18 protein-coding genes are annotated in these 16872 nt (G+C 64.6%); 13 read left to right on the forward strand and 5 right to left on the reverse strand.

Going from position 1 to position 16872, the window contains the following annotated elements; genetic code table 11:
• Positions 1–7: 7 nt before the first annotated feature.
• The 4 genes from J2X54_RS10905 to J2X54_RS10920 all read left to right on the forward strand — a co-directional run bounded on the left by J2X54_RS10905 (position 8) and on the right by J2X54_RS10920 (position 3062).
• A complete protein-coding gene (locus J2X54_RS10905) occupies positions 8–988 on the forward strand; it encodes an MlaD family protein (protein WP_310180571.1) in 981 nt (326 codons plus the stop codon).
• Positions 985–1653 carry a hypothetical protein gene (locus tag J2X54_RS10910; protein WP_310180573.1) on the forward strand — a complete coding sequence of 223 codons (669 nt, stop codon included), beginning with the start codon at positions 985–987 and terminating at the stop codon, positions 1651–1653. Before J2X54_RS10905 ends, J2X54_RS10910 begins: the two co-directional genes overlap by 4 nt.
• 69 nt (positions 1654–1722) lie before the next feature.
• Positions 1723–2715 carry a nucleoside hydrolase gene (locus J2X54_RS10915; protein WP_310180574.1) on the forward strand — a complete coding sequence of 331 codons (993 nt, stop codon included), beginning with the start codon at positions 1723–1725 and terminating at the stop codon, positions 2713–2715.
• Positions 2712–3062, forward strand: a complete 351-nt coding sequence (locus J2X54_RS10920; RefSeq protein WP_070250106.1) for a translation initiation factor Sui1 — start codon at positions 2712–2714, stop codon at positions 3060–3062. Before J2X54_RS10915 ends, J2X54_RS10920 begins: the two co-directional genes overlap by 4 nt.
• 84 nt (positions 3063–3146) lie before the next feature.
• On the opposite strand, the gene J2X54_RS10925 is transcribed toward J2X54_RS10920, so the two are convergent.
• Together J2X54_RS10925 and J2X54_RS10930 are read right to left on the reverse strand one after the other, a co-directional pair.
• Positions 3147–4391 carry a DEAD/DEAH box helicase gene (locus tag J2X54_RS10925; protein WP_310180578.1) on the reverse strand — a complete coding sequence of 415 codons (1245 nt, stop codon included), beginning with the start codon at positions 4389–4391 and terminating at the stop codon, positions 3147–3149.
• Between the two features lie 43 nt (positions 4392–4434).
• Positions 4435–4860 carry a hypothetical protein gene (locus J2X54_RS10930; RefSeq protein WP_310180581.1) on the reverse strand — a complete coding sequence of 142 codons (426 nt, stop codon included), beginning with the start codon at positions 4858–4860 and terminating at the stop codon, positions 4435–4437.
• 78 nt (positions 4861–4938) lie between these two features.
• On the opposite strand from J2X54_RS10930, the gene J2X54_RS10935 reads away from it, so the two are divergent.
• Complete coding sequence (locus tag J2X54_RS10935) at positions 4939–5307, forward strand: MerR family transcriptional regulator (RefSeq protein WP_310180583.1); 369 nt, start codon at positions 4939–4941, stop codon at positions 5305–5307.
• On the opposite strand, the gene J2X54_RS10940 is transcribed toward J2X54_RS10935, so the two are convergent.
• Positions 5294–7108, reverse strand: coding sequence for a DUF4153 domain-containing protein (locus J2X54_RS10940; protein ID WP_310180586.1), 1815 nt, complete (start codon positions 7106–7108; stop codon positions 5294–5296). The two genes, J2X54_RS10935 and J2X54_RS10940, sit on opposite strands and share 14 nt — an antisense overlap.
• A gap of 145 nt (positions 7109–7253) precedes the next feature.
• Between J2X54_RS10940 and dapC the strand changes: the two genes are divergently transcribed.
• The 7 genes from dapC (at position 7254) to J2X54_RS10975 (ending at position 15022) form a co-directional block, all read left to right on the forward strand.
• Positions 7254–8468, forward strand: coding sequence for a succinyldiaminopimelate transaminase (gene dapC, locus J2X54_RS10945; RefSeq protein ID WP_310180588.1), 1215 nt, complete (start codon positions 7254–7256; stop codon positions 8466–8468).
• An 11-nt stretch (positions 8469–8479) separates the two neighbouring features.
• Positions 8480–9307 (forward strand): 2,3,4,5-tetrahydropyridine-2,6-dicarboxylate N-succinyltransferase, encoded by an 828-nt coding sequence (gene dapD / locus J2X54_RS10950; RefSeq protein ID WP_310180590.1) that lies wholly within the window; start codon positions 8480–8482, stop codon positions 9305–9307.
• 30 nt (positions 9308–9337) lie between these two features.
• Positions 9338–10501, forward strand: coding sequence for a PilT/PilU family type 4a pilus ATPase (locus J2X54_RS10955; protein WP_310180592.1), 1164 nt, complete (start codon positions 9338–9340; stop codon positions 10499–10501).
• A 93-nt stretch (positions 10502–10594) separates the two neighbouring features.
• Positions 10595–10948: an ArsC family reductase gene (locus tag J2X54_RS10960; protein ID WP_310180594.1), complete on the forward strand. Its 354-nt coding sequence runs from the start codon at positions 10595–10597 to the stop codon at positions 10946–10948.
• Between the two features lies 1 nt (position 10949).
• Positions 10950–12083 (forward strand): succinyl-diaminopimelate desuccinylase, encoded by a 1134-nt coding sequence (gene dapE, locus J2X54_RS10965; RefSeq protein WP_310180596.1) that lies wholly within the window; start codon positions 10950–10952, stop codon positions 12081–12083.
• 47 nt (positions 12084–12130) lie between these two features.
• A complete protein-coding gene (gene prmB / locus J2X54_RS10970; protein WP_310180599.1) occupies positions 12131–13018 on the forward strand; it encodes a 50S ribosomal protein L3 N(5)-glutamine methyltransferase in 888 nt (295 codons plus the stop codon).
• Between the two features lie 9 nt (positions 13019–13027).
• A complete protein-coding gene (locus tag J2X54_RS10975) occupies positions 13028–15022 on the forward strand; it encodes an ATP-binding cassette domain-containing protein (RefSeq protein WP_310180601.1) in 1995 nt (664 codons plus the stop codon).
• A gap of 9 nt (positions 15023–15031) precedes the next feature.
• Here the strand turns inward: J2X54_RS10975 and J2X54_RS10980 are convergent, their stop codons facing one another.
• Positions 15032–15565, reverse strand: a complete 534-nt coding sequence (locus tag J2X54_RS10980) for a chemotaxis protein CheW (protein WP_310180603.1) — start codon at positions 15563–15565, stop codon at positions 15032–15034.
• A 127-nt stretch (positions 15566–15692) separates the two neighbouring features.
• Here J2X54_RS10980 and arfB point away from each other — a divergent pair, with 127 nt between their 5' ends.
• Complete coding sequence (gene arfB / locus J2X54_RS10985) at positions 15693–16091, forward strand: alternative ribosome rescue aminoacyl-tRNA hydrolase ArfB (protein ID WP_070250124.1); 399 nt, start codon at positions 15693–15695, stop codon at positions 16089–16091.
• On the opposite strand, the gene J2X54_RS10990 is transcribed toward arfB, so the two are convergent.
• Entirely contained in the window at positions 16092–16868 is a 777-nt protein-coding gene (locus J2X54_RS10990; protein ID WP_310180606.1) for a sulfite exporter TauE/SafE family protein, read from the reverse strand.
• Between the last annotated feature and the right edge of the window lie 4 nt (positions 16869–16872).

Here is a 16872-nt window from a genome sequence, read left to right on the forward strand (position 1 = left end):
TATAACGATGACAGAACAAACGACGCAGGAAGTAGTTCAAGAAACACCGGTGCGCAACGCCGAGTTCAAGGCGGCCGTGCTGCTGGTGCTGATGGTGCTGCTGGTCGCCGGTGCGGCCGTGTACTTGATGTACGCGCGCGGCGCCTTCGAATCGACCCAGCGCCTGGTACTCGAAGCCGACGACTCCGACGGCGTGGTGGTCGGCATGGACGTGACGTTTGCCGGCTTTCCCATTGGCCGCGTGCGCCGCATCGAGTTGAGCAAGGAAGGCAAGGCGCGCGTGCTGGTCGATGTACCCGAGGACGACGCACACTGGCTGCGCACATCGAGCATCTTCACGCTTGAGCGCGGCCTGGTGGGCGGCGCCAAGCTGCGCGCCTTTACCGGCATTCCCACCGATCCGCCGCTGCCCGACGGCGCCGCGCGCACCCTGCTGGTCGGCGACCCCGGCGCGGAAATCCCGCGCCTGCTGGCCTCCGCGCGCGACCTGCTGCAAAACCTCAACACCCTCACGGCCGAAAATTCGGCGCTGGCCGCCAGCCTGGCCAATGTCCAGGGCGTGACCGGCAAGCTCAATGGCCCGTCCGGCGCGATGGGACTGATCGCCGGCGACGACAAGAGCGCGCAGCAACTGACCGAGCGCGCCAACAAGCTGCTCATCACCGTCAACGCGCTGGCCACCAAGGCCGACAGCCTGGTGGGCAATGCCGACAAACAGGTCTTCGGCCCGCAAGGCGTGATGACCGATGCCCAGGCCACCATCGTTCAGCTCAACGGTCTGCTGGCCGACGCCCGCAACAGCCTGAAGAAAATGGACGCGGTGCTGGTGGAAGCGCAGGCTGTCGGCGCCAACGCCAAGGAAGCCACGGCCGATCTGGGCACGCTGCGCAACGAGGTGGAAAGCAGCTTGCGCCGGGTGGAGCAGCTGGTCAACGACATTAACCGCAAATGGCCGTTCAGGCGCGACCCGGAGATCAAACTACCATGAGCATCAACCGCTCCCTGCTTGCGCTTGCAGCCGCACTATTGGCTGGCTGCGGCAATACCCCGCCCGCGCCGGACTGGCAACTGACCGCGCAAAGCTCGGTCGAGCGCTTTACCAACGCTTACCTGACCGGCAACAGCCGGGTGGAAGACGCTGACTTCAAGCGCGCCCGCGAGGCCCTGGCCAGCACCGGCCAGGCCACCATGGTGCTGCGCGCCGAACTGACCCGCTGCGCCACCCGCGTGGCATCGCTGGTATTCGAAGACTGCACCGGCTTTAACCAGCTGGCGCAGGACGCCAGCCTGGCCGACCGCGCCTACGCCGCCTACCTGGCCGGCCACGCCACCGCTGCCGATGCTGCCCTGCTGCCCGAACAGCACCGCCCCGCAGCTGCTGCCGCGACCGATGCTGCCGCAGCGGCGGCGGTGCAGGCAATTGTCGATCCGCTGGCCAAACTGGTGGCCTCCGGTGTGCTGATGCGCGCCGGCAGAGCCACACCGCAAACCTTGAACGATGCGGTCGAGGTGGCGTCGAACCAGGGCTGGCGCCGGCCGCTGATGGCGTGGCTCGGCGTGCAAGCGATGCGCGCGCAGCAGGCTGGCGATACGATGGAAGCGCAGCGCTTGCAGCGCCGCATCGACCTGGCGGCCGGCCAGCCGAAAGGCTGACCGGCCTCGCGCGCCCAGTCGCTGGTGGCCCTCTGATAAAATCGCGCTTTTGTCGCGTCGAGATTGCTCATGGCCTATCCTGTTTTCCGTCCTTTGTGCATGGCTTTGTCCACGCTGGCGCTGTCGTGCGCCATGCTGACCACGCTAACTTTATCGGCCCACGCCGCCCCCGAGCGCCAGCAAGTCATCGTGGACATGGACATCGGCGACGACATCGACGACTCGTTCGCGCTGGCGCTGCTGCTGCAAAGCCCGGAGATCGAGATCGTCGGCGTTACCACCGCGTGGGGCGACACCGCCCTGCGCGCGCGACTGGTCGAGCGCATGCTGCGCGAGACGGGCCATAGCGGCATTCCGGTCGCCACCGGCATCGCCACCACCGGCAATCCGCAGCCGTTTACACAGGCGCGCTATGCGCAGCGCGGCCAGCCGGCACCGGCATTGCCGGCGGTCGATTTCCTGCTCGATCAAATCAGGCGCCAGCCGGGCAAGATCACCTTGCTCGCACTCGGCCCACTGACCAACGTGGGCGCTGCCATCGAGCGCGACGCCGCGACCTTCGGCAAGCTGAAACAGGTGGTGATGATGGGTGGCTCGGTGCGCAGCGGTTACCGCAAGTCGCAGTACGTGCCCGCCCGCCCGGCCGACAAGGAGTACAACATCGCCTCCGAAGTGAAGGGTGCGCAGCGGCTGTTTACGTCCGGCGTGCCGATCGTGATGATGCCGGTCGATTCCACCCAGATCCGCCTCGATGAAGTCGAGCGCAACGCCCTGCTCGGACACGGGTCGCCGGTGACCGATGCGCTGGCGCTGATGTACCACCAGTGGATCAATGCGTACCAGCCCTGGTCGAGCAATATGCCGTCGCTGTTCGACGTGGTGCCGGTGGCGTGGCTGCTCGATCCCACCGTGTGCCCCACCACGCCGCTGCGCATCGCCGTCACCGACGACGGCTACACGCGCGAGATCGCCGGCAAACCGAATGCCGCCGTGTGCCTGGCCTCGAACCAGCCGCGTTTTTTTGAGATCTTCATGGGGCGCCTGCTGGCGGACAAGCCGTGAGCAGCCGCCTGGTCTACTCCACCGAAACCGGCCGCCTGTGCCCGGACTGCGCCAAGCCGTTGACCGCTTGTGCCTGCAAGGCAGCGGCCAAGGCCAGGCCGCAAGGCGACGGCAACGTGCGCGTGGCGCGCGAATCGAAGGGGCGCGGCGGCAAGACCGTCACCCTGGTGCGCGGGCTGGCGCTGGACGCGGCGGCGCTGGCGGCCCTGGGCAAGCAGCTGCGCAGCGCCTGCGGCTCGGGCGGGACGGTCAAGGATGGCGTGATCGAAATCCAGGGCGACCATTGCGATCTGGTCGTCGAGCATTTGAAGAAGTTGGGGCACAGTGCAAAGCGCACAGGCGGTTAGACGAAACTGGATGCCCGCCTGCGCAGCGGTCCGCCGATGCAGAATGGATCCGTCATCCCCGCGCAGGCGGGGATCCAATTTGAATCAGGCCGACTTGGCCGCAGCCTCGCGCAACTTGTCCTTCTTGCTCTTGCGCTTGCCCTTGATGCCGCCGTTGACGGTATCGGTCGCCGCACTGACCGGCGGCGCCGTCTCCACCGCCTCGAAGCCGGCCACCGTTTCCAGCGCCAGCAGGATGTCCTGGCGCTTTTCGATCAGGTGAAAATGCTGCTCGGTCTCGGCACTGACAAAACTGATCGCCACGCCGCTCTCGCCAGCGCGGCCGGTGCGGCCGATGCGGTGGGTGTAGTCCACGGCCGAACGCGGCAAATCGTAGTTGACCACGGCCGGCAGGCGGGCGATGTCGATGCCGCGCGCGGCGACGTCGGTGGCGACCAGCACCTGCAGGCGACCGGCCTTGAAGTCGCCCAGCACCTCGGTGCGCGCGCCCTGGCTGAACTCTCCGTGGAAGGCGCCAGCCTTGATGCCGTTGCGATTGAGCTTGTCGGCCACGTGTTCGGCCGCGTACTTGGTGGCCACGAACACCAGCACCCGGTCCCACTGGTATTGCAGGATCAGGTAACGCAGCAGCATGGTGCGGCGCGGTACATCGACCAGGATCGCACGCTGGGCGATATCGGGTTTCGTCGCCGGTTCGGCCAACACTTCCACCCGTGTTGGCTGGTGCAGCATGGTGTCGGCCAGGGTTTGCACCGCTGGCGGGAAGGTCGCGGAAAAGAACAGGTTCTGGCGCTGCTTCGGCAGCAGTTCCAGTATGCGCGCCAGCTCTTCGCTAAAGCCCAGGTCCAGCAGGCGATCGGCTTCGTCGAGCACCAGCATCGCCACCCGCGAAATTTTCAGCGCATTGTGGTCGATCAGGTCGAGCAGGCGCCCCGGCGTGGCCACCACGATATCGGCGCCGCCGCGCAGCGCCATCATCTGCGGATTGATCGACACGCCGCCGAACACGATCGCCACCTTGACCGGCATGGTCAGCTGCGCGACCAGCTTGCGCACCGATTCGCCGACCTGCGCCGCCAGTTCGCGCGTGGGCACCAGGATCAGGCCATGCAACTGGCGCGGGCCATCGCGGTTGTCGAGCAGCGATTGCAGCAGCGGCAGCACGAAGGCGGCGGTCTTGCCGGAACCGGTTTGGGCCGCGCCCAGCACGTCCTCGCCGCGCAGGATGGCAGGAATCGCTGCACGCTGGATGGCGGTGGCTTCCTGGTAGCCGATGGCGGCGACAGCGTTGACGAGCGAGGGAGCGAGGCCCAGCGAAGAAAATGACATGTTGGCCTGACAGTGAAGATGAATTGGCCGCCAGTATACGACATTACGCCGTGCGCCAGCCTCTCCCCTGGCCGGGCTTGCGCACCGGCCAGCACTGCACCACGCCCCACGCCAGCTCCGGCACGATGAACAGCCATAGCAGCGGCGCACCGGTGGCGTTCAGCGCCCACGCCATCCAGGTGCCAAACAGCAGGCGCGCAGCGCCGTCGTAGCGCCCGAACCGCTGCTGCGGATCGGCGATGCGCAGCGCCGACCACACCAGCACCACGCTGCCCAGCAGGCAGGCGAACAGCACGTGGAACGGCGCGAATGCCGGCAGCGCGGCGCCGCCCAGCGCCTGGTTGATGGCGCTGAGCTGGCTGTGGGCCAGCGCAAAAGTCCACGGGGTGGCAAACGGCGCCGTCACCAGGAGGTCGTACACGCCGCTGGCGCGCACGATGCGGCGAAAGCTGGAAGCTGAAAACTGCATGGTCTCTCCTGTCGTTGAACGAGACCGGATGCTAAAGCCTGGAGTACACTCCAGGGTCAAGCAAAAACAGGAACACCGATGCAGATAGGAGAAATAGCCGACGCTACCGGCCTCTCGCGCGACACCTTGCGGTTTTACGAAAAGCGCGGCCTGCTACGCGCGCGGCGCAGCGCCAACGGTTACCGCGACTATCCACCGGAGGCGGTGGAGTGGCTGCGCTACATCCGCCTGGCGCAGTCGCTCGGTTTTACGCTGGTGGAAATCGAGGCCGACCTGCCGTTGCTGGCCAACCCGAAGGCGTCCGGCGAGCAGTTGCGCATAGCACTGGCGCGCAAGCTTGCCGACATCGATCGCCGCCTCGAAGGTTTGCAGGCGCTGCGCGGCGAGCTGGCGCGGCGCCTGCACCACGACATGTTCGCCTGCCCTTTGCAGGCTAGTTTGGCTTGATGGCGTTGCAGTCGTCGTAAGAGTACACCGGTGAGAACTGCAATCGCAGGCCGCCCACGTTGACCGCCTTCAGACCCGGATCGACCAGCTGGTAGCGGCCCTTGCGCAATGCTTCGAGCATCGGCCGGCAGCGAATGTCGAGCGTTGCCGACAGCACCCACAGGCCGCCCGGCTGTTCCAGGAACAGGAAGCCGTCGCCGTAATCCTTATTGATCAGCATGACGTCGCGTTGGCCATCGCCGTTGGCATCGAGCAGCAGCGCCGTGCATTCGCGGTTCTCGCTTGTCAGGCAACCGGGCAGCGGCCGGTCGGTGGACTCTTTCCACTGCTGGGCGATGAAACTGGCCGGCAGCGTCTCGCTCACCGGCACCATCGTGATATTGGCGGCGACGCTCTCCACCGTCGCTTTGCCAATTTCAGGGGTCCAGCGCTCCATTTGCTTGAGCACCGCCGCAGCCTTGGCGCTCACCACTTTCGGCTCCGTCCCCACGCCCTGTCGCACCAGCTGCTGCAAGGCCTCCTGGCCATACCGCTGGCCGTCGAAACGCAGGTAGCGGTAATCGAACTTGTCGGCCTTGACCAGCCCCTTTTCCAGGCGCGCCACCTGGTTGGCCACTGCGATGCGGGCCGGATCGGCGATCGGCGTAAACAGCGTCAGCAGCACCGCCAGCACCAGGAACGCCGCGCCCACGTTGACTGGCGCGATCTCGACCAGCCAGGTTTCGTAGCGGTGCGCGGCCCACTGGTAGCCGATCGCGTAGCACGATGCCACCAGCAGGCAGGCGGCAGCCACCACGCGGTCGGACGTCCAGCCATATTCGTGCACCCGCAATCCCAGCGCGTAAATCGCGATGCCGGTCAATGGCAACAGCAGGATGGCCGCCATGCGGGCGGCGATGCGGATTGGCAGGCTGGCGGCGGTCTGGCCGTTCTGGAAAGCGCAGTTGATCAGCATGACCAGCACGGCCACGGTGGTAAGCAGCAGCGAGGTGGCAAAACGGGTCTTCCACAGGCCATCGAGGCCGGTGAACGGCAACGTACACAGGAAGCCGCCGATGAGCACCACGGCCACCGGCAGGATCCAGGACGCCAGCACCAGCAGCAGCGAACGGATGCCGCGCACGATGGACGGCCGCACATCGGTAATGTGCAGCGCGCACGAGAAGGCGAAGCAGATCACCGGCGCCACGAACCACGGTTTCATCAGCAGGCGCTGGAGGAAGTCGAGCTTGATCATGTCGAACAGGCTCGCGCCCATCCACAGCACCGACCACAGTGCGCCGACGAAGAAGGCGGAGAACAGCAGTTGCACGGCCAGCTTCCAGGCCACTTCAAAATAACTGCCATAGCTGGCGATACGCTTGCCGTCGGTGGCGCCAGCCATGACCAGCGCATGGGCGATGTACAGGAATACGCCTGAAAACACGATCACCAGCATCGAGGGCACGCGCTGCGACGGCCGCCCCATGAAGCCGTAGTTGAGGTCCACGGCACCCGCACTGCGCCACGCTTCGTGCAGCGCCAGCACCACCAGCACTACGCCGGCGGCAGCAGTCCACCGCGCGACGTTCCGCGACGTCATGTGGCCGACGCTGGAAATGAACACCACCGGCAACAGCAGCACCAGCATAAACAGCGGCATGAACAGGAACGGCTGGGTGGCGGGCCACATATTGATGGTGGCGGCGCGGTAGAGCAGATACAGCAGCACGCCCTGCACCAGCCCCGTGGCCAGACGCGTGATCATCACCTGGCGGCTCACTTGCGCGCCCAGCACTTCGTCATATTGTTCTACTTGCATGGCGATCCCTGCTCCCTTGATGCTTTGATATCGGCGTAGTATCTCACGGAGTATCGAGCCCGGAGAACCACGCCCGGACAGAGACGCTATAATGCGTGACCCACGCTGCTTTTTTTCCAACATCGTCAACAACGTTAGCATCCCCGTGAATCCACATCTCGACAAGCTGCAACCGTACCCGTTCGAAAAGCTGCGCCAGTTGTTCGCGCAAGTGACGCCCAATGACCAGTTCAAGGCGATCAGCCTGGGCATGGGAGAACCCAAGCATCCAACGCCGCCGTTCATCGCCCAGGCGCTGATCGACAATATTGGCGGCCTGGCCACCTACCCCACCACGATCGGCACCGACGCGCTGCGCAGCGCGATTGCCGGCTGGCTGGAGCGCCGCTACGGTCTGCCGACAATTAATCCGGCCACCCAGGTACTGCCGGTAAACGGTTCGCGCGAGGCGCTGTTCGCGTTCGCGCAAACCGTGATCGACCCGGCCGCCAGGTCGCTGGTGGTGTGCCCCAATCCGTTCTACCAGATCTATGAAGGCGCGGCCTACCTGGCCGGCGCCGAGCCGTATTTCGTCAACTCCGACCCGGCGCGCAACTTCGGCTGCGACTATGACGGCATTCCCGCCTCGGTGTGGGAGCGCGTGTCATTGCTGTTCCTGTGCTCCCCTGGCAACCCCACCGGCGCCGTGCTCACGCTCACCGACTGGGAAAACCTGTTCGCGCTGTCGGAGCGCTACAACTTCGTCATCGCCGCCGACGAGTGCTACTCCGAGATCTACCACGGTGTCGAAGCGCCGCTGGGCGCGCTGCAGGCAGCCCACATCCTGGGCCTGTCGTCGGTGCAGAAACCATACGCGCGGCTGGTGGTGTTTTCCAGCCTGTCCAAGCGGTCCAACGTGCCGGGCATGCGCTCGGGCTTCGTGGCCGGCGACGCCGACGTACTGAAAAAATTCCTGTTGTACCGCACCTACCACGGCAGCGCCATGAGCACCGTCGTGCAGGCTGCGTCCATCGCGGCCTGGAACGACGAAACCCATGTCGAAGACAATCGCGAACAATACCGCGCCAAGTTCAACGCCATCACGCCGCTGCTGCAACAGGTGCTGGACGTGGCATTGCCCGATGCCGGCTTCTACCTGTGGGCCGATGTCACCCGTACCGGCCTGTCGGACACCGAGTTCGCTCAGCGCCTGTATGCCGAATATAATGTCACGGTCCTGCCGGGCAGCTACTTGGCGCGCGATGCGCACGGTGTGAACCCTGGCCGCAACCGCATCCGCATGGCACTGGTGGCGGAAACGTCCGAAGGCCTCGAAGCTGCGCAGCGCATCGTCCAATTCTGCAAAACCCTCGTTAAATAAAGATCACCATCATGACCCAACAACTCCCGCAAATCATCGACCAGGCATGGGAAGACCGCGCCAACATCAACCCGGCCAACGGCGCCGCCGAACTGCGTGACGCTGTCTCGCACGTGATCGCCGGCCTGGACGCGGGCACCATCCGCGTGGCCGAAAAAACCACGGGCGACTGGGTCGTGAACCAGTGGGTCAAGAAAGCCGTGCTGCTGTCGTTCCGCCTCGAGAACAACGTGGCCATGCCGTCGGACGGCACCATGCAGTTCTACGACAAGGTGCCAACCAAGTTCGCCAACTACACCGAAGCCGATTTCGCCAAGGGCGGTTTCCGCGTGGTGCCGCCAGCGGTTGCGCGCCGTGGTTCGTTCATCGCCAAGAACGTGGTGCTGATGCCTTCGTACGTCAACATCGGCGCCTACGTCGATGAAGGCGCCATGGTCGATACCTGGGCCACCGTCGGTTCGTGCGCGCAGATCGGCAAGAACGTCCACCTGTCGGGCGGCGTGGGTATCGGCGGCGTGCTGGAACCTATGCAGGCCAATCCGACCATCATCGAAGACAACTGCTTCATCGGCGCCCGTTCGGAAATCGTCGAAGGCGTGATCGTCGAAGAAAACTCGGTGATCTCGATGGGCGTGTACATCGGCCAGTCGACCAAGATCTACGACCGCGCCACCGGCGAAGTGACCTACGGCCGCGTGCCTTCGGGTTCGGTGGTGGTATCGGGCAGCCTGCCATCGGAAGACGGCAAGTACTCCCTGTACTGCGCGGTGATCGTCAAGCGCGTGGACGCCAAAACCCGCGCCAAGACCGGCATCAACGAGCTGCTGCGCGGTATCTAAGTAACCAGGTAAGCCAACCGGGAGAAGGCGATGGCCATGGAACGCCTGTTCCAGCTGATGCAGGAAAAGCATGCGTCCGATATGTTTTTCGCCGCCAACTCTCCCGTGCATTTCAAGATCGGCGGCAAACTGCTGCCGGTCAACCAGCAGTTACTGACGCCCGAGAACATCGAGGCGCTGCTGGCCCAGGTCGCGTCTCCGGCACAAATGGCCGAACTGGCCGACACCAACGAACTCAATATGGGCATCTCGCTGGCCGGCGTGGGCCGCTTCCGGCTGTCGGCATTCCGCCAGCGCGGCAGCGTCTCGGCCGTGTTCCGCTACGTGCCCGGCGCCATCCCTGCCCTGGCCGACCTCAAGGTACCGCCCGTGCTGGCGGACCTGATCATGGCCAAGCGTGGGCTGCTGCTGGTGGTCGGCTCCACCGGCTCGGGCAAATCGACCACGATTGCGGCGATGCTCGACCACCGCAACGCCCACTCCGCAGGTCATATCCTCACGCTCGAAGACCCGATCGAATTCCTGTTTACGAACAAGCAGTCGATCGTCAACCAGCGCGAGATCGGCAGCGACGCCACCAGCTTTGCCACCGCCCTGCGCAACTCCATGCGCCAGGCGCCGGACTGCATCCTGATCGGCGAGATCCGCGACAAGGAAGCCATGGCGGCGGCCATCGCCTACGCGCAGTCGGGCCACCTGGTGGTCGCCACGCTGCACGCCAATAACAGCTACAACGCGCTCAATCGCATCATCGGTTTTTATCCGATCGAGAGCCGCATGGCGCTGATGCAGGACCTGTCGTCGGCCGTGAAGGCCATTGTCTCGCAGCGGCTGGTGCCGGCCCTGGCCGGCGGCGCCCGCGCGGCAGCCGTGGAAGTGATGGTTAACTCACGCGCGGTGGCCGACCTGATCGAGGGCGGCCGCATTGGCGAGATCAAGGACGCAATGGACAACAGCATGTCGCCCGGCTCGCAATCGTTCGAGCAGGCGCTGGTCAAGCTGGTGCGCGATGGAGTGATCAGTGCCGAGGAAGCGCTGGCCAATGCCGATTCCGCCAGCAACCTGCTGTGGCAGCTCAATAATGGGCCGGAGCAAAGGGGCGCGGGTGGTGCAGGTGGTGCATCTGCTGGCGATAGTTCGGCAGGCGCGGCCTCCGGGTCGGCTTCATTCACAGGTTTCACCCTCAATACCTGAGTCAGAAGGCGCTGGAAATTTTGTTGGCAATGCAGTGCGTGATAAGCTATAGCCCCCGCAAAGCAGCAACCCTTCAACAGTTCTAGACCGTCAATGAAAATCACCCTCTACGGCATCCCCAACTGCGACACCGTCAAAAAGGCGCGCACCTGGCTGGCCGACCAGCAGCACGACTTCACGTTCCACGATTTCAAGAAGCAGGGCCTGGCGCGCGAGACCGTCGCCGACTGGCTCAAGCAGGTGCCGCGCGACGTGCTGGTCAACCGTAAAGGCACTACCTGGCGCGCCCTGTCCGACGAGCGCAAGGCAGCCATTGTCGATGACGAAGCGGCGATCGCCCTGATGCTGGAAAACCCTTCGATCATCAAGCGCCCGGTGCTGGACAACGATGGCGCCTGTGCCGTCGGTTTCAGCGACGCGCAATACCAACAAATCTTCAATACCTGACATGACACCTTCGAAAACCCTGGCGCTGACCGAAAAGCTGATTTCCCTGTCCTCCGTCACCCCCGACGACAAGGGCTGCCAGCAGCACCTGATCGACCTGCTCACTCCCCTGGGCTTCGTGTGCGAGACCATTATCTCCAACGACGTGACCAACCTGTGGGCGCGCCGTGGCACGACCTCGCCGGTGCTGGTGTTTGCCGGTCACACCGACGTGGTGCCCACCGGCCCGGCCGATCAATGGCAGTCGCTGCCCTTCAACCCCACGCACCGCGACGGCAAGCTGTATGGCCGGGGCGCTGCCGACATGAAGACGTCGATCGCGGCGTTCGTGGTGGCGGTGGAAGAATTCGTCGCCGAGCACGCCGACCACAAGGGTTCGATCGCCTTTTTGATCACCAGCGACGAAGAAGGCCCGGCCATCGATGGCACGGTCGTAGTGTGCAATGTGCTCAAGGAGCGCGGCGAAACCATCGACTACTGCATCGTCGGTGAACCGACCTCCGGCGAAACGTTGGGCGACACCATCAAGAACGGCCGCCGCGGTTCCCTGTCGGGCAAGCTGGCCATCAAGGGTGTGCAGGGCCACATCGCCTACCCGCAACTGGCGCGCAACCCGATCCACCTGGCGGCGCCCGCGCTGGCCGAACTGGTGGCAGAGGTCTGGGACGAAGGCAACGAGTACTACCTGCCCACGTCATGGCAAATGTCGAACATCAATGCCGGCACGGGCGCCAACAACGTCATTCCCGGCGAGATGGTCATCGACTTCAACTTCCGCTTTTCCACCGCCAGCACGCACGAGGAACTCAAGCGCCGCGTGCACGCCATCCTGGATAACCACGGCCTGCATTACGAACTGAAGTGGGCGCTGAGCGGCCTGCCGTTCCTCACCCCGCGCGGCACCTTGAGCGATGCCTTGTCCGCCGCGATCAAGTCGGAAACCGGCGTTGACACCGAACTGTCGACCACCGGCGGAACGTCGGACGGGCGCTTTATCGCCCAGATCTGCCCCCAGGTGATAGAATTCGGCCCTCCCAACGCCAGCATCCACAAGATCGACGAGCATATCGAGCTGCGTTTCGTCGATCCGCTCAAGAATATTTACCGCCGCACGCTGGAAAACCTGCTGGCCTGACGCAGTGCGCCGGGCGTTTGCCCGGCACTTTACCGAACGAGATAGCCATGAACACCACGCCTTTCACCACGCCGCGCGACCTGCTGCGCTACGCCGTCACCCGTTTCAATACGGCCAAGCTGTTCTTCGGCCACGGCAGCGCAGAAGCATTCGACGAAGCCGCTTACCTGATCCTGCACACGCTCAAGCTGCCGCTCGATCGCCTGGAGCCCTTCCTCGACGCCAGGCTGCTGCCGGAAGAAGTGGCGTCGGTGCTGGCCGTGATTGCCCGCCGTACGGACGAACGCGTGCCGGCCGCCTACATCACCAACGAGGCGTGGCTCGGAACCTATAGCTTCTACGTCGATGAACGCACCATCGTGCCGCGCTCCTTCATCGCCGAGCTGATACCCGAATATTTTGCGCCGTGGGTCAACTCGCCGGACGATATCGAAAACATCCTGGAACTGTGCACGGGCTCCGGTTGCCTGGCCATCATGATGGCCGACGCCTTCCCCGACGCGCAAGTCGATGCCGTGGACATCTCGGCCGACGCACTGGAAGTGGCACGTAAAAACGTCGCCACCTACGCGCTGCAAGACCGCCTGACCCTGATCGAGTCGGACCTGTACGCCAACGTGCCGGCCAAAAAATATGACCTGATCATCACCAATCCACCGTACGTGAACTCGTCGTCGATGAGCAAGCTGCCGATGGAATACCGCGCCGAGCCGGAACTGGCGCTCGACGGCGGCAAGGATGGCATGGACATCGTGCGCCGCATCGTCGCTGGCGCGGCCGAACGCCTGACCGACGACGGCATCCTGATTGTCGAAATCGGCAATGAAAAAGAATTCGCCGAAGCTGCCTTCGGCGAGATGGGCCTGACCTGGCTCACCACAAGCAACGGCGACGACATGGTATTCCTGCTGACCGCCGACCAGCTCAAACTGTAAAAGAACAACATGATCCGCTTCATACAAGTAAGCCTGATGCGCGGCACCAAGCCGCTGCTGGAACAAGTCGACGTTACCCTCAACCCGGGCGACAAGATCGGCCTGATCGGCGCCAATGGCGCCGGCAAATCGAGCCTGTTCGCCATGATGCGCGGCGAGCTCCATCCCGACCAGGGCGAAATCGACTTCCCGGCCAAGTGGCGCGTGGCCCACGTAGCCCAGGAAACCCCGCCGCTCGAACGCGCGGCACTCGACTACGCGATCGACGGCGACGTCGGCCTGCGCAAGCTCGAAGCCGAACTGGCGCGCCTGGAAGCGGCGCCCGAGTCGAGCGAAAACGGTATCGCCATCGGTAACATCTACAGCGCGCTGGCCGATGCCGACGCCTACACCGTGCAGTCGCGCGGCGAGCAACTGCTGCTGGGTCTTGGTTTCACCATCGAACAGATGCAGCGTCCCGTCTCGAGTTTCTCGGGCGGCTGGCGCATGCGTTTGAACCTGGCGCAGGCGCTGATGTGCCCTTCCGACCTGCTGCTGCTCGATGAACCAACCAATCACCTGGACCTGGACGCCATCATCTGGCTCGAGGACTGGCTCAAACGCTATCCGGGCACCCTGCTCATCATCTCCCACGATCGCGACTTCCTCGACGAAGTGGTGAACGTGGTGGTGCACATCGACGAGCGCAAGCTCAAACGCTACTCGGGCAACTACTCGTCGTTCGAGCGTCAACGCGCAGCGCAGATGATCCTGGCCGCCGGCGCGCTGGAAAAGCAGCAGCGCAAGCGCGCCCACCTGGAATCGTTCGTCAACCGCTTCAAGGCGCAAGCCTCCAAGGCGCGCCAGGCGCAAAGCCGCATGAAGGCGCTGGCCAAGATGGAAGAACTGGCGCCGCTGCGCGCCGCCGCCGAATTCTCGTTCGAATTCCGCGAGCCGCTCAGCGCCCCGAACCCGCTGCTGGTGATGGAAGACGTGGATGCCGGCTACAGGATCGAGAACGAGAAAACCGGCGAAGTCACCACCAAGACCATCGTCAACAACATCAAGTTCTCGCTGCAGATCGGCCAACGCATTGGCCTGCTGGGTGTGAACGGCGCCGGTAAATCGACGCTGATCAAGACCATCGCCGGTGAACTGGCGCCGCTGACCGGCGACGCCACCATCGGCAAGGGCCTCAATATCGGCTACTTCGCCCAGCACCAGGTGGAGATGCTGCGCCACGACGAATCACCGCTGTGGCACCTGGCCAAGATCGCCCCGACCGTACGCGAGCAGGAACTGCGTAACTTCCTCGGCGGCTTCAACTTCCCCGGCACCATGGTCACCAGCTCGATCGCGCCGTTCTCCGGTGGCGAAAAGGCGCGCCTGGCGCTGGCACTGATCGTCTGGCAGCGCCCTAACCTGCTGCTGCTCGATGAACCAACCAATCACCTCGACCTGGAAACGCGTGAAGCGCTGACCGAGGCGCTGGCGCAGTTCGAAGGCACGCTGGTCGTGGTCTCCCACGATCGCCACCTGCTGCGCGCTACCACCGACGAATTCATCATCGTCGCCGACGGCAAGCTGCAACCGTTCGACGGCGACCTGGACGACTACAAGGACTGGCTGTTCAAGACCAAGCTCGGTAAGGGCACCGACGTGCTGCCGGCTGCGGGCAAGGCCAACAAGACCGACTTCCCGGTGGCATCGCCGGTGGCGCCGCCGTCGGCCCCAGTGGTCAACACCAAGGACCAGAAGCGCAAGGAAGCGGAAGACCGCCAGCGCCTGGCCACGCTGCGCAAGCCGCTGGAACAGAAGATCAAGCGCCTGGACGACCAGATTGCCAAGCGCAGCGCACAAAAAGCGGAAGTCGATGGCCGCCTGGCCGATGCGACCATCTACGAAGCAGCCAACAAGGCCAAGTTGAAACAGGCGCTGGCCGACCAGACCTTCTTCACCAAGGACCTGGGCGAGCTGGAAGCACAGTGGCTGCAGTTGCAGGAAGAGCTGGAAGCGCTGGCGTAAGCTTTTGTATCAAGCCGCCTGGCGTGGGGTGCAGGGAAATTTGCGGATCGACATCAGCTTGTCGATATCGACCACGATCAGGCGGCGGCCATCGACCGCGCCGATGCCGAGAAGGTAATCAACCTGCGGCGCAACCGCTGGCGGCGTATCGGCCAGCGGTATCGGCTGCAACTGCGCCATCGTCAGCGACACGATGTCGGTCACACCATCGACCACCATCCCCATCACGCAGCTCGACAGCTTTAAAATGATCACGTCCGTCAGCGGATCGTGTTTCGGTGGCCGTGGGCCGAAAGCGATGCGCATGTCGACAATCGGCATGATCACGCCGCGCGAGACCGCGACGCCGCTGATGATTTCCCCGTCCGCCGAAAAACGCTCGAGCTCCTTGAGCGGCCGCAGTTCCTGCACCTTGCCGAAGTCGAGCGCGTAATCGAGGCCGCCGAGCCGGAACACCAGGTATTGCCGCGCGGTCGCTGCGGCGGTGCCGGCGACTGCAATGGCGGTGGACGTTTGCGTAGCTGGGTGGGAGATGCGCGACATGATGATCCTTTCGTCCTCGGGCGTGCGGTAACAGGCATGTGCCATGGTAGCCGCGCTGCCCGCTGCGGATGTTGACTGGAATCAACTTTCACAGGGCGCGCCGCGGCCTGTTTGCTACAATGCGCCGATGAACCAGCAGATCGACATCAACGAGGTGGAACTGAACGCCATCCGCGCGCAGGGACCGGGCGGCCAGAACGTCAACAAGGTCTCCAGCGCAGTGCACCTGCGCTTTGCCATCGCCACCTCCTCGCTGCCCGAACACATCAAGGAACGCCTGCTGGCCCTGCGCGACAGCCGCATCACGCGCGATGGCGTGGTGGTGATCAAGGCCCAGCAGTCGCGCAGCCAGGAAGCCAACAAGGAAGACGCGCTGCGGCGCCTGCAGGAACTGGTGGACAGCGTGGCGGTACTGCCAGCCATCCGCCGCGCCACCAAGCCCACGCGCGGTTCGCAACGCCGCCGTCTGGACGGCAAAGCCAAAGACGGCGAGCGCAAGCAACTGCGCGGCAAGGTGACGCTGTAGTCAGGCGGCCATGGTCATGGCCGCCCGCACGCACTGGTGCAATCCCAGCCCGATCAGGGCGATAAAGAAGCAGCGCCGGAACACCGCAGCCGACATGCGCTGGCGCAGCCACTGGCCCACCACGATGCCCAGCGCCGCCGGCAGCAACGCCAATAGTGAGCCAGTGGCGGCGCCCGCGTGCCAGTCGCCGCGCCAGGCCAGCATGGCCGCCAGCGCCAGCGTCGATACCGTAAAGCTCAGGCCCAGCGCCTGCACCAGGTCTTCGCGGTCGAGGTCCAGCGCCTGCAGGTACGGTGCGGCCGGCATGATGAAGACGCCAGTGGTGCTGGCGATGGCGCCGGTGGCCAGGCCGGCCAGCGGCCCCGCCCAGCGCTGCGCCGCCTGCGGCACCCGGCCGCGCCAGCCCGACAGGCCCAATGTGCCGTAACCGGCCAGCAGCACGCCGAGCACCGCCGGTGTCCATGCCGCCTCACTACCTGTGCCGGCGCCTGGCGCGAGCAGCAGCCACCCGCCCATGCCGGTGCCCACGCAAGTGGCCAGCAGCATCGGCCGCAGCCGGCGCCACAGCGGGTAGAGCGCCGGGCCGGTGGCCAGCTGCCATACGTTCGTCAACGCCGAAGGCACGATCAGCAAGGCTGCCGCTTCCAGCGGCGCCATCTTCAACGACAGCAAGGCCACGGCAACCGTGGGCAGCCCCATCCCGGTCACGCCCTTGACCAGGCCAGCCAGCACGAAAACCAGCGCAATAAACAGAGTCATGTTGTCCATGAACGCCATTGTC

Origin of the sequence: Duganella sp. 3397 (assembly GCF_031456625.1) — a bacterium.
In the GTDB taxonomy this organism is placed as follows: Bacteria; Pseudomonadota; Gammaproteobacteria; order Burkholderiales; family Burkholderiaceae_D; genus Rugamonas; species Rugamonas phyllosphaerae.